Annotated in this window: 9 protein-coding genes; 4 read left to right on the forward strand and 5 right to left on the reverse strand. The window is 49.7% G+C overall.

What is annotated here, in order from left to right:
• The first annotated feature begins 241 nt into the window (after positions 1-241).
• Complete coding sequence (locus QZT18_RS13255; RefSeq protein ID WP_294148475.1) at positions 242-1,507, forward strand: diaminopimelate decarboxylase; 1,266 nt, start codon at positions 242-244, stop codon at positions 1,505-1,507.
• Between the two features lie 301 nt (positions 1,508-1,808).
• Here QZT18_RS13255 and QZT18_RS13260 read toward each other — a convergent pair whose 3' ends face one another.
• Positions 1,809-4,622, reverse strand: a complete 2,814-nt coding sequence (locus QZT18_RS13260) for an ATP-binding protein (RefSeq protein WP_294148476.1) — start codon at positions 4,620-4,622, stop codon at positions 1,809-1,811.
• Between the two features lie 212 nt (positions 4,623-4,834).
• Positions 4,835-5,530: a response regulator transcription factor gene (locus QZT18_RS13265; RefSeq protein WP_294148477.1), complete on the reverse strand. Its 696-nt coding sequence runs from the start codon at positions 5,528-5,530 to the stop codon at positions 4,835-4,837.
• Between the two features lie 201 nt (positions 5,531-5,731).
• Between QZT18_RS13265 and QZT18_RS13270 the strand changes: the two genes are divergently transcribed.
• Entirely contained in the window at positions 5,732-7,036 is a 1,305-nt protein-coding gene (locus tag QZT18_RS13270; RefSeq protein ID WP_294148478.1) for a CitMHS family transporter, read from the forward strand.
• A gap of 280 nt (positions 7,037-7,316) precedes the next feature.
• On the opposite strand, the gene QZT18_RS13275 is transcribed toward QZT18_RS13270, so the two are convergent.
• Complete coding sequence (locus tag QZT18_RS13275; RefSeq protein WP_294148479.1) at positions 7,317-9,245, reverse strand: collagen-like protein; 1,929 nt, start codon at positions 9,243-9,245, stop codon at positions 7,317-7,319.
• Between the two features lie 204 nt (positions 9,246-9,449).
• On the opposite strand from QZT18_RS13275, the gene QZT18_RS13280 reads away from it, so the two are divergent.
• Both QZT18_RS13280 and QZT18_RS13285 read left to right on the forward strand, forming a co-directional pair.
• Entirely contained in the window at positions 9,450-10,085 is a 636-nt protein-coding gene (locus QZT18_RS13280; protein ID WP_294148480.1) for a TetR/AcrR family transcriptional regulator, read from the forward strand.
• Positions 10,086-10,104: 19 nt separating this feature from the next.
• Entirely contained in the window at positions 10,105-10,680 is a 576-nt protein-coding gene (locus QZT18_RS13285) for a flavodoxin family protein (RefSeq protein WP_294148481.1), read from the forward strand.
• A gap of 18 nt (positions 10,681-10,698) precedes the next feature.
• Here the strand turns inward: QZT18_RS13285 and QZT18_RS13290 are convergent, their stop codons facing one another.
• Together QZT18_RS13290 and QZT18_RS13295 are read right to left on the reverse strand one after the other, a co-directional pair.
• Positions 10,699-11,568 (reverse strand): AraC family transcriptional regulator, encoded by an 870-nt coding sequence (locus tag QZT18_RS13290; RefSeq protein ID WP_294148482.1) that lies wholly within the window; start codon positions 11,566-11,568, stop codon positions 10,699-10,701.
• A gap of 245 nt (positions 11,569-11,813) precedes the next feature.
• On the reverse strand, positions 11,814-12,590 hold the full coding sequence (locus QZT18_RS13295) for a collagen-like protein (RefSeq protein WP_294148483.1): 777 nt from the start codon (positions 12,588-12,590) through the stop codon (positions 11,814-11,816).
• Between the last annotated feature and the right edge of the window lie 113 nt (positions 12,591-12,703).

Consider the following 12,703-nt stretch of genomic DNA (forward strand, 5'->3'; position numbering starts at 1 on the left):
CCATCCCGAACCCCGACCGTCCCGGCGGCGTTCTCATTCCTCAATTAAATCCCTTATTTTCCAGGAATACAGGTTGATCAATCCGGAAAAATGGTGTATAAATAATATCAGGACAATGGAGTCTGCCCCGAATTCAGGAAAATCAGTTTCCGGAACCGGTTCAGGCTCTTTTTACGTATCAGCGGAAACGTACATGCAGGCAGAAAAATATATTTTGACAGATACAAGGGAGGATACCGCAATGGAAAAGAAACCATTTGTCACACTGGAGCAGCTTCAGGAGATTATAAAGACATATCCCACTCCGTTCCATCTCTATGATGAGAAAGGAATTAGGGAGAATTCAGAGCGTTTGAACAAGGCATTTGCATGGAATAAGGGATTCAGGGAGTATTTTGCGGTGAAAGCAACCCCGAACCCGTTTATCATCGATATTCTTAAAAAGACGGGAAGCGGAGTGGACTGTTCTTCCCTGACCGAACTTATGATGGCTCAGGCCATGAATTTTGAAGGGGAGAAAATCATGTTCTCTTCCAACGACACTCCTCCGGAAGAATTTAAACTGGCCAGTGAGCTGGGGGCCGTCATTAACCTGGATGATTTTACCCATATCGATTTTCTGGAGAAGACCATCGGAGCGATTCCGGAGGCCATAAGCTGCCGTTATAATCCGGGCGGCCTGTTCAAGATCAGCAATGATATTATGGATAACCCGGGAGACTCCAAATACGGTATGACCACGGAACAGCTTTTTGAGGCGTTTAAGGTATTAAAGGCAAAAGGGGCAAAGCATTTTGGAATCCATGCATTCCTCGCCAGCAACACGGTGACCAATGAATACTATCCTATGCTTGCAAAAATCCTGTTTGAGGTAGCGGTAAAGCTGAAAGAGGAGACGGGAGCCGATATCCGTTTCATCAACCTGTCGGGAGGCGTGGGAATTCCTTACCGTCCCGGCCAGGAGGCGAATGATATTTTTGCCATCGGCGAAGGTGTGAGAAAGGTGTACGAGGAAGTTCTCGTACCGGCCGGGATGGGCGATGTGGCCCTTTATACGGAGCTGGGACGTTTCATGCTGGCGCCTTACGGCTGCCTTGTGACAACTGCCATCCATGAAAAACATACACACAAAGAATATATCGGAGTAGACGCCTGTGCCGTGAACCTGATGCGTCCGGCCATGTACGGCGCTTATCATCATATTACCGTGATGGGAAAAGAAGATCAACCGTGTGATCACAAATACGATGTGGTTGGTTCCCTCTGCGAAAATAACGATAAGTTTGCGATTGACAGAATGCTCCCTGAAATCCAGCCGGGAGATATGCTGGTCATCCACGATACGGGAGCCCATGGATTCTCCATGGGATACAATTACAATGGAAAGCTGAGATCGGCAGAGCTGCTGCTCAAAGAGGACGGCTCCGTGCAGATGATCAGACGGGAAGAAACACCGGAAGATTATTTTGCAACCTTCGATTTCTGCGATATGTTTAAAAAGGGTTGAGCCTGAAAATGAATTTATTTTCTGCTATAATGCAGAAAAAGGCATTTTTATTGCAGTCGAAAGTGCAATATTAAGAAAGTCTTCATAATTTATTCAAAGAGAATACAAACATTTTCCTGAGAAGGGTGCTATACTATAAACATAATAAATGCACGATACAAACGAATTAAATCCTTTAACCTTTTTGAAATCCGAATTCCTAATTGATTTAGCCCTGTGCCAAACGGCACAGGGCTTTTTCATATCATAGGAAAGCGTTCCTATGATATAAAAAGCCCTCCGGGCAGGACACTTACTTGTTCTACCGGGTCAGGAGTTCAAATAGCTGCCTGTAATCGATCGGTTTTGCCACATGGTCGTTCATTCCCGCGGTCAGGGCCTTGGTGATATCTTCGGCAAAGGCGTTGGCCGTCAGTGCGATAATGAGAATATCGGCGGCCTGTGGGTGTGAGCTGGCTCTGATTTTGCGGGTGGCCGTATAACCGTCCATGACGGGCATCTGAAGATCCATAAGGATTGCATCGTAGGTGCCGGGTTCGGAGTCCAGGAATTGCCGGAGCGCTTCCTCACCGTTGAATGCGCCGTCTACCTTGAAACCGGCGTCCGTAAGGATGGTCTGGGCAATCTCCATGTTTAACGGATTATCCTCCGCCAGCAGCAGGTGTTTTCCGGCGGCGATTTTCCTGATTTCCGATAAATCGGAAGAGGAGGAAAGAGCGGGGGTAAATTCGGGACCGGCCTGCTTTACGGAGAGCGGTTCGGCAATCTTTAAGTTGAGCGTGACAATAAAACGGCTCCCTTTTCCCGGCATGCTTTCCACCTGGATATTGCCCTGCATGGCGGTAACAATCCCGAGGGCAATGGGCATTCCAAGTCCGGTGCCCTGGATATGGCAGGATTTGGCCTCCTCCGCCCTGGAAAAGGGAACGAATATGTAATTTAAAAAGTCTTTTGACATGCCGATTCCATTGTCTTCCACGGTGAAAACAAAAGAGCCGTATCCAGGAAGACGCGGGGACACCTCCTGTGCGGTGACAATAATCGTCCCATCCTCCGGCGTGTATTTGACCGAATTTGTGAGAAGATTGATCAGAACCTGCCTGATTCGGCCGGCATCCCCCAGCAGATGATCGTGGGCCAGCTCCGCCGTATGGAAAATAATCCCCTGGTTTTTAGCGGAGGCCTGGGAAGAGAGGATGGAGTTCACGTTCTCCATCAGTTCCCGCAGGGAGAACGGTTCTTCCGAGAGTTCCAGCTTTCCTTTTTCTATTTTAGACATATCCAGCACGTCGTTAATCAGTTCCAGCAGATGGTAGCTGGAAAGGGAAATTTTCTGCAGGCAGTCTTTTGTTTTTTCCGGGTTTCCGGCCTGGGACATGGCGATGGACGTCATTCCCGTGATGGCATTTAACGGTGTCCTGATATCGTGGGACATCTGGGCAAGGAAATTGCTTTTGGCTTCGTTGGCCTGTTTGGCCGTCTCATAGGCGGCAATCAGGGCTTTGCGGTTCTGCTCTTCCAGCTCCTTTTCCTCATCCACGCTGTGGGAGGCCAGAACTGCTTTGATCGGCATGCCTGCGCGGCTTTCGGCCAGGATGACATGCATGCGCATCCAGCCGCAGGAATCACCGTATTTTCTGCGGTATTCAAAGGAATAAATCGTCTCGCCGCCCGATATTCTTCTGCGGATCTCATCGAGCGAAAACTTTTTGGCAAAAAGTTCCCGGTCCTCTTCGTGGACAAAGTCGCATAAAACGGCTTTCAGGCTGTCAAAACCGGTATCGCCGTTAAGCCGGGACGCTATGTCGTCCATGATATTGAAATGCTGGAAGGTTTCCTCGGACAGATCGACGTAAAACACGGACTGGTAGAATGCGGAAAGTCCCTGGATAATATTCTGCAGTTCAAAATACAGCTTTTTCTGCTGTTCCTCCTCCAGTTCCTTGAGCTTCTGATCCTGTATCTGCATATTCGCAAAAATCACCTTGCTCACCCGTCCGTCCGTCATCTCCGCAATACTGAAACGGGAGCGGACCCAGAAGAGGCCTTCCGGGTAAATACGCCTGAAGTCCACATCGTAGACAGGCTGCTGCGGGGACAGAGTCTTCCTGAGAAATTCAGGGCTGCCGGCGCGGAACATTTTTTCCTGATCCTCTTCACATACAAAGTTCCGGACAAATTTATCATAATAGACGCTGAGACTTCCCTTTGGAAAATCATTGCTTTCACGGATGAAATCTTCCTGCCAGATGGCCTCTTCGATGTTGTTGTCGAGATCGAACAGATAAATGGAATAGTAGCATTGGCAGAGCGTGGAAAGTACGTCCTCCCGCATCTGGGCCTCCTGTTTATCGTCCTGTTCATCGAAGGCGGCGATCACCCAGGGATGCTGTTCGGAAAAATCCGTTACAGGAAGTATCTTAATGCGTCTCCATCCTCCGGCCACATTCCTGAAAAGCAGTTCAAACTGTTTTTCACCGTGGGAGAGCCTGCGGGCAATATACTCTGGATTAGCCAAATCGGTAATCAGCGGCCGGTATGGAATGGCGACGTCTTCCATGGCGTACAGGCGGAACAGCTTTCCGAAATTTGCAGCGTCCCGTGCCATTTCTTTCAGGCGGTCTGAGATTTTAATTGTTTTAAAAGTCTGATCATTTAAATTACACAGGAAAATGCCGGTGTAACTTTCGCCGAGAGTCTGGACGATGATGTCGTATTCTTTTTTCATCATAACCGTGTTGGTGATGTTCTGATGATAGCCGCGCAGACAGACGCCGTCCGTATAGCTCCAGTCCCGCATGCCGCCGCATCTTATAAAAATCTCGCCCCATTCCGGGTGCTTCCAGGGATACTGTACCTCGGCCCGCTCATCAAAAATCATTTTTTCCACGGCGGCCTGGACATAGTCATAATAATCGCTGTCAATGCGTTCATACCAGGCGCGGTAACATTCCTCGGGGGACGGTGTCTCATGAAAGCCCAGCAGGTAAAGCATTGCATTGTCGGCGTACATTCTGGGCGCCCTGCCCTCATCCAGTTCGATAGCCCAGAGTCCGGTCTGGGCCGCGTGCAGGAGTTCCTGTATTTTCTGTATATCTTTAAAATGCTCCAACATAAAGTTGCATCCTTTCTTTTGCAGGAGTGGTTCGTGACAGTTGATGTAACATGTTTTACCAATAATAGATAGATTTTACCATATTAGTTCTATTCTATGGTATAAGTACTTTCTATGCAACAATAAAATAGCAATAAAATGGCCGCTGCCTATATAAAATAGAGGCAGCGGCCGGAACAGACAGTTCCATTTCTGAATACGCGGGTAAGTTGTTATTTTTTAGCTGAGAATTTGTATCCGAGGCCCCATACCGTTTTCAGATATCTGGGATTTTTTGGATCTTCCTCAATCTTGTTCCGAAGATGGCTTATGTAGACCATAATGGTATTTTTATCTACGACAGAACTGTTCCAGACCTGTTCATAGAGCTGTTCTTTTGTAAAAACGCGGCCTGCATTGCAGAGGAACAGTTTCATCAGGACATTTTCCCTGGAGGAGAGCGGGATACGGCGGTCCTCCTTAAACAGTTCCATTGACATGCTGTTATACCGGAATGGTCCGGCGGTGATGAAGTCCGGAACGGAGCGGGAGGCTTTCTGATCCCTCCTGATAAGGGCCTTCATCTTCGCACCCAGCACGACAGGGTTAAAGGGCTTGCCGATATAATCGTCGGCGCCGATATCCAGGCCGTACAGCGTATCGAAGTCTTCTGTGCGTCCGCTCAGGACGATAATGGGAATCTCGTTGCCGGCAGCCCTCAGGCGGCGGATTACCTCAAACCCCTCATCATTTCCATTCATCATAATATCCAGAAGGATCAGGTTTACTTTGCTGTCGCGGCTCATGATGATCGCCTCATGGCCGTTTGATGCGGTGACAGCGTCATAGCCGCAGTTTGAAGCCACTCTCGAAAGCAGCTTGCGTATCGCAGGTTCGTCGTCTACTATCAATACGGTTCCGTCCGACATAAATTTCCACCTTTCCTTTCATTTACTTATTCTTATTATAAGAAAAATAGCAGAAACGTCCCGTTAATTTTCCGCTAAGAGTGGCCAATCCGACTAAAATGTGAATGTTTATTAAGACTTTTTCACGAGATATTAAGAAGCGCGGAATAGAATGGCAGTAAAGGAACAAAAGAAGCAAATGAATAAAAGGAGGAGTATGTTATGTCTTTAGCTTTTCTGGGGTTAGCCATGATCGTTGTCTTTATGGCGTTAATTATGGCCAAAAAATTGAGTCCGTTCACGTCTTTAATACTGGTGCCGATTGTCTTCGGCCTGCTGGCGGGGTATGGATGGGATACGCTTAAGTATGCCATGGACGGAATCAAGAGCGTTGCGTCTACATTTGCAATGATGACATTTGCTATTCTGTATTTTGGGGTTATGCTCACCGCCGGTATGTTTGATCCAATGGTTGACCGGGTGGTCGCCTGGTGTAAGGGAGACCCGCTTAAGGTTCTCGTCGGAACGGCCGTTCTCGCCGCTTTTGTATCTCTTGACGGCGACGGAACGACAACGGTAATGATTTGCTGTACCGCGATGATACCGATTTACAACAGGCTGAAAATCAAAAAGATTTATCTTGCCAACCTGATTATTCTTCAGAACTGTATCATGAACCTGATTCCGTGGGGAGGCCCGACCGCCCGCGTGATGTCGGTTATGAACCTGGATGCCGGAGAGATTCTTGCTCCGCTTGTGCCGGGTATGGCTCTGTCGGCAATCTATGTAATCGGAGTTTCATATTATCTGGGATTAAAAGAACGCAAAAGACTGGGCATTGCAAATGTCACCAACTCGGTAAATACGGTTGAGATTTCCGGTGAAGAGCGTGAATGGAAACGTCCGAAACTGATTCTGTTTAACGTAATCCTGACGGCAGCCATTATCGCATCCCTGATTATGGGGCTCGCGTCTTCGGCCATTCTCTTCGGTGTGGGCACCGCGATTGCGCTGGTGGTAAACTATCCGGTCCAGAAAACGCAGAGAAAGGTCATCAGTTCTCTGGCGCCCGATATGATCAGCGTTGTTATGATGGTTCTGGGAGCAGGCGTACTGATGGGAGTTTTAAACGGACCGGAAGACGCAGGCATGTCCAATGCCATTGCGCAGCTCCTTGTATCGGTAATTCCGGAATCACTGGGACGTTATTTTGCAGTTATCATTGCCGTAGTCAGCGCACCCGGTACATATCTTCTTAACAATGACGCATTTTATTACGGCGTATTACCGCCTCTGGCCGCTACCGCACAGGCATACGGCTTCACCGATCTCCAGATTGGCTTTGCAGCCCTGATGGGGCAGGCGTTCCATTTCCTGAGTCCGCTGGTGCCGTTTATTTATCTGCTGATGGATATGACGGAAATCTCACTGGCCGAGTACCAGGGATATATTTTCAAATGGTGTATCGGTATCTTTGTGATATTCATGGGTGCAGGTCTTCTGCTGGGATATCTGCCGATTTTATAAACGGCTACATATCGTTTAATGTAAATGCCATATTGCAGACTGGCGGCAGAACTGCAATATGGCATATTTTATTGTTTGTCAATGAAAAGTCCGCAGAACATGCTTTTCATTGTTTCATAGCGGTGGTGAAAGGACTTTTTGTCTGCTTTCTATATTAACAGGGTAAAATGTGTGGCGTACGTCTTACCCGCTCAGTGTCTGGTAATAAAAAATTTCGGAGAGTGTTTTACATATTGATTACGGTGAGCTGTGCGCGAAGCGTGCAGGTTATAGCCCGGGATTACTGCGCATCTGCGTAACACAGATTTCCAAGTCTTATGACGGTAAGCGCAGAATCGGAGAAAGTAAATCCGGCGTTATCAACAATAACTTCCAGGTAGGCAATCGGATTGTTAACCGGGAATGCTACGTCGAAAGATATGGTGGCAACTTCGTTTGTAGAAGTAATGGTGCGCCGTGCTGAGGCACCGGGTATCGGATAACCGTTGAGATAGAGCCGTACCAGGGCAGAAGCAGGAATTGGAGTGCAGGAATCAACCGAGATCGTGCTGTGGAAGAAGGCCTGATAGATGCCGGATTCCGTGATTTCCACTACAGAGCTGCCCGGCTGATGGTAGATTCCGCTGCCCGAAACAATAGGCGTATCGGTAAATACAAGGGCGCCCTGATCTGCCGGTGACTGAGAGTCGGTATCAACCGCAGCCAGCATACTCGGGCAACAGCAGCAGCATCCCGTCGCGCCGCGTGGGATTACAAAGTTAAAGATGGCATTCTGGTCCGTGCCGGAGTTGGTAACCTGCGCGTCTGTACCAGGTTCGCCTGTGGTTACGGTTCCGATGGTGATGGTAGCAGCGGCACCGGTAGCACCCGTAGCGCCTGTGGCACCGGTTGCGCCTGTGGCACCCGTAGGTCCTGTAGGTCCGGTAGCACCGTTTAAGCCGTTTGCGCCTGTTGCGCCTGTAGCACCTATGGCACCGGTAGCACCCGTAGCGCCTGTAGCACCTCTGGCACCTGTGGCACCCGTAGCGCCTGCAGCGCCGTTGGCACCTGTAGCACCGGTAGGCCCTGTCGGTCCAACAGCACCATTGGCACCATTAGCACCGGTAGCGCCCGTAGCACCTGTAGGTCCTGCAGCGCCGTTTGCGCCGTTGGCACCCGTGGCACCGGTAGGTCCTGTAGGCCCGGTAGCGCCGTTCGCGCCGGTAGGTCCTGTTGGTCCTGTAACACCGTTAGCACCGGTTGGTCCCGTGGCGCCCATAGCGCCGTTGGCACCCGTGGCACCGGTAGGTCCTGTTGGCCCTGCAGCACCGTTGGCACCGGTAGCACCCGTGGCACCGGTAGCGCCCGTAGCACCGTTAGCACCATTGGCACCGGCAGCGCCCGTAGCACCTGTAGCACCTGTAGCGCCTGTAGCACCGTTGGCACCGGCAGCGCCTGTAGCACCGGTAGGTCCTGCGGGGCCCTGAGCGCCGTTGGCACCATTTGCGCCCGTAGCGCCGGTAGGTCCTGCGGGGCCCTGAGCACCGGTAGCGCCCGTAGCACCATTAGCACCATTGGCACCGGCAGCGCCCGTAGCACCGGCAGCGCCCGTAGCACCGGTAGCGCCCGTGGCACCCGTAGCACCTGTAGCACCCGTACGTCCTGCAGGTCCCTGAGCGCCGGTAGCGCCGGTAGCGCCATTAGCACCATTGGCGCCGGCAGCGCCTGTAGCACCGGTTGGTCCGGTCGGTCCCATAGCGCCGTTCATACCGGCAGCACCAGTCGGTCCGGTCGGTCCCATAGCGCCGTTCATACCGTTAGCACCCGTAGCGCCGGTAGCGCCAGTGGCTCCCGTTACTCCGGTCGGTCCCATAGGTCCCCGTGGTCCGGTCGGTCCGACATAGCCCTGAGGTCCCATGGCGCCTGTCGGTCCTACCATACCCTGAGGTCCCTGGAATCCTCTTGGTCCCTGAGGTCCCTGCGGCCCTCTCGGCCCCTGAGGTCCCTGCGGTCCTCTTGGTCCCTGAGGTCCCTGTGGTCCTGGGCACCCACGCGGTCCCCTTGGTCCGGTCGGTCCACGGCCGCAACAATTGCATCCGCAGCCGCCACAGCCGCATCTATAGTCAGCCGTGTCCGGTTCCGGACAGCGGCGTCCTTCAAATGAATCTCCGTCCGAATTATAATCGGAGTAGTTGGAATGATTCATTCCGTTTGAATTATTTAAATACATAGTGTTATCTCCTTACTTTAAATTTTAGTCAGGAATAAGAAGCTCTCACTTGGATGGCTTTTTTTCTGTTCAATATACTATATGAAAATTGAACAAGTTTTGTGAGTGGCTGAATAAAAATGTCCGCCGGTTTAAAGATAGGGGTTGACAGGCATCGATAAGACGGATAAAATTAAACTATCAGTTTAATTAATGGAGGCTTTGATGGGACGGAGAAAAAAAGAACCGGGAAGTGTTCACCGCGAGGCAATTGCTTCCGCAGCCGGAGCGCTGTTTGCCGGAAAGGGCATTGAGGCGACGTCAATGGATGAAATTGCAGAAAAATCGGGATACAGTAAGGCAACACTGTATGTGTATTTCAAAAATAAGGAAGAGATTGCAGGCATACTTGCCCTTGAGAGTATGCAAAAACTGCACGGCTGTATAAATTCTGCCCTCAGGAAAGAGAAAAGCACACGGCGCAGATACGATTTAATCTGCCGGGCGCTGCAGCAGTACCAGGAAGAATTTCCATTCTATTTTAAGATGGCTTTAGATACGATCAATATTGATTTTGACGGCCGGGATTTTTTGCCGGAAGAACTGGAGACGTACCGCGTCGGAGAACTGCTGAATGAAGAACTGAAAGAATTTATAAATGATGGAATCCGGGAGGGGGAGCTGAGGGAGGAAATAGAGGTCATGGCAACTATATTTTCTTTCTGGGGGATGCTCTCCGGCCTGATACAGACGGCTGCGAATAAAGAAGCTTACATCAGCCGAAACCTTCAGCTTTCCAAACAGGAATTTTTAGATTACGGTTATGATACGCTTTACCGGTCCATTTTGAAAACAGGCTGATGAGCAGGGAGGAGAGCGGATGAACGACAGGAGAGTGCTGGCCATTGCAGGGAGTCCACGCAGAAACGGGATAACGTCGAAGATGCTGGAGTGCGCGGTAAATGCCGCAGAACGCAATGGCTGGAAAGTGGATAAGATAAATCTGTACGAGAAACATATTGAATTTTGCAGCGGCTGCCGTTCCTGTCTTACCTCAGGAATGTGTGTCCGGAACGATGATATTCGGGAGATAGCAGCCCTTCTGCAGGAGTGTGACACGGTTATTCTTGCGGCTCCCGTTTACTGGGCGAATGTCCCTGCCGCGGTAAAAAATATGTTTGACCGCCTTCTGGGCGTTGCGATGGAAGAGACCTGCACCTTTCCGAAGCCGCGGCTGTCGGGAGAACAGAAGTATATCCTCATGACGGCCTGCAACACCCCGTTTCCTTTCTCCGTGTTATGCGGCCAAAGCAGCGGGGCACTGCGGGCGATGAAGGAATTTTTCAAAACATCAGGAATGAAATGCGGCGGAAAATTTGTCTGTACGAATACTTCGGTGAGAAAAGAGCCGCCGGACAGGATTCTTAGGAAAATTGAGAAGTATTGGGAGCGTTGATATGATGCTCCGGCTGCCTTATGCGATAGGAATCCAGTATTGGATTTCATTTTCCCCGCGTTCGTCGGTTTCCTCTCCGTACCGGACAAAATCATAGGGGTTATTTTCACTAAACCGGCAGGTTGAATGGGGAAACCATTCCTGATAGACATACTCCGCAACCGGCTGCAGACTATCTTCATTTTTGCCTCTCCAGTGGAATACGGCATATCTGCCGGTTGGCAGCCGAAAGACTTCCATTCCTCTGGGAAGGTATTCGGTGGAGGATACCTGCGCTCCCGCAATATATCTGAAGGCCGGATTTTCGTCCCCGTTTTCAAATTCCGAGTAATCGTTGACACCGATTAAAAAGGAAAAGTCCGCTCTGTTTTTTATCCTGAACTTGTTTTTGTGAAGCTTGTGCCAGCATCTTCCAATGGCCTGAAATCCCTTTCCGGTGACGGTGCTGTAGCCAATGAGAGTCAGCGCATCCAATTCTGCGATTTTAATTTCCCGTATCATATCACCTTTGATTTTCTTTCGGCTGGTAATATCATATTTCAGTTGAAGGGGGAGAAAATCGCCGTGTTTTCTATAATATTGAGGACTGCATTGATACATGGCTCGGAAGCTTCTGGAAAAAGAGCGTTGTGCATCATAGCCGGCGCACAGTGCAATTTCCTGGATGGATAAATCGGTAGACAAAAGCATTCGTGCGCACTCCGTCATTCTGCGTCTTTTAATGTAATTATGGAGTGTGAGGCCGACGACAGAGGAAAACATTCTGTGTAAATGATACTTCGAATAGCCGATTTCCCTTGCAACAGATTCTAAATCCAGAGTTTCTTCCAGTAAATGCGTTTCAATATATTCTATCACCCGTGCTGTTTCCAGTAAATTGTTATCCATATCTGAATTCCTCCTGATTTCAGAATAGCAGATTATGGAGGAAAATACTTCACATATCTTGCTGAAAAGGAGGAAATGAATCGAGCAGCGGAAGGCTGGTCTGTGAATTTGCCGCTGCCGCCAATTTTCCATGGCATGAATAAAGTCCGCCCCGGCCCGTAACCGGAGCGGACTTTATTCATTGTCTGTAATAGACAGTGAAAGAAAGCGCGGGGGAGCAGAGAAGTTTACTGCTTTCTAACTTTCTAAATAAGAGCGCTCACTGCGTTTGCACCCGAAGCAGCCCGGTTGAGCTTGAGAATGGCTATCGTTGCGGTGCCCTCACTGCTGGAGACGTTACTGTTATAGGTCAGTGTAAAGAACGTTTCCTGCAAAACTTCAATGATGATTGAGTTGGAGCCATAGGCGCTTGTATAGTCGGTGCCTGTCTTAAAATAGATTCCGTATTCAATGTGCGGACTTCCGTTATAGGCAGGCGTAATCTGCATATATCCGGGAGTTGCAAGAATCGCGGAAACGTGGTACGAAATCAGATAATATCCCGGTGCAAGTGCAATCCTGGTAAGATCCGTTAATACAATCTGGCCGCTCGGATCCGCAATTGAAGTTCCCATCTGGATTTGGGTGGCATTTACAAATTGCAGAGCAAAAGTTGCAAAAGATGCGAAAACATCTTCGGGAGCTGCGCCGGTAGCGCCAGTCGGTCCGGTAGCGCCGTTGCTTCCGGCTGCACCTGTAGCACCAGTCGGCCCAGTAGCGCCGTTGCTTCCGGCCGCCCCGGTAGCCCCGGTGCTGCCCCTTGGAATTTCAAAATTGAGAACTGCATTACAGGGAGTACCTGAATTGGTGACTCTGGCGTTTGTTCCGGGGGCGCCGGTCAGAGTCGTGCCAACGGTGACGGTGGAACAGCACTTTTGGCACGGCGGACAAAGGGGCCGGTCGGAACAGGCGGGCCGTTTCGAACATTGAGATAAAACCTCTTGATTTTCATAATCTTTATTGTAATAGTCATTAATATGCATAGAAGATACCTGGTATAAATTAAAGTCTTATTGTAGAATATGAAAATATGGACAAAAAGTACCCCGAGCCCGGCGTTTCGGGAAAAATCCATATTAAACCATAAAAAAATTGA

Source organism: uncultured Clostridium sp. (genome assembly GCF_900547735.1).
Lineage (GTDB): Bacteria > Bacillota > Clostridia > Lachnospirales > Lachnospiraceae > Otoolea.

Bases quoted from the DNA above. Each gene is read 5' to 3' on its own strand.
- QZT18_RS13255 (WP_294148475.1), top strand. From the start codon at position 242: ATGGAAAAGAAACCATTTGTCACACTGGAGCAGCTTCAGGAGATTATA.
- QZT18_RS13260 (WP_294148476.1), bottom strand. From the start codon at position 4,622: ATGTTGGAGCATTTTAAAGATATACAGAAAATACAGGAACTCCTGCAC.
- QZT18_RS13265 (WP_294148477.1), bottom strand. From the start codon at position 5,530: ATGTCGGACGGAACCGTATTGATAGTAGACGACGAACCTGCGATACGC.
- QZT18_RS13270 (WP_294148478.1), top strand. From the start codon at position 5,732: ATGTCTTTAGCTTTTCTGGGGTTAGCCATGATCGTTGTCTTTATGGCG.
- QZT18_RS13275 (WP_294148479.1), bottom strand. From the start codon at position 9,245: ATGTATTTAAATAATTCAAACGGAATGAATCATTCCAACTACTCCGAT.
- QZT18_RS13280 (WP_294148480.1), top strand. From the start codon at position 9,450: ATGGGACGGAGAAAAAAAGAACCGGGAAGTGTTCACCGCGAGGCAATT.
- QZT18_RS13285 (WP_294148481.1), top strand. From the start codon at position 10,105: ATGAACGACAGGAGAGTGCTGGCCATTGCAGGGAGTCCACGCAGAAAC.
- QZT18_RS13290 (WP_294148482.1), bottom strand. From the start codon at position 11,568: ATGGATAACAATTTACTGGAAACAGCACGGGTGATAGAATATATTGAA.
- QZT18_RS13295 (WP_294148483.1), bottom strand. From the start codon at position 12,590: ATGCATATTAATGACTATTACAATAAAGATTATGAAAATCAAGAGGTT.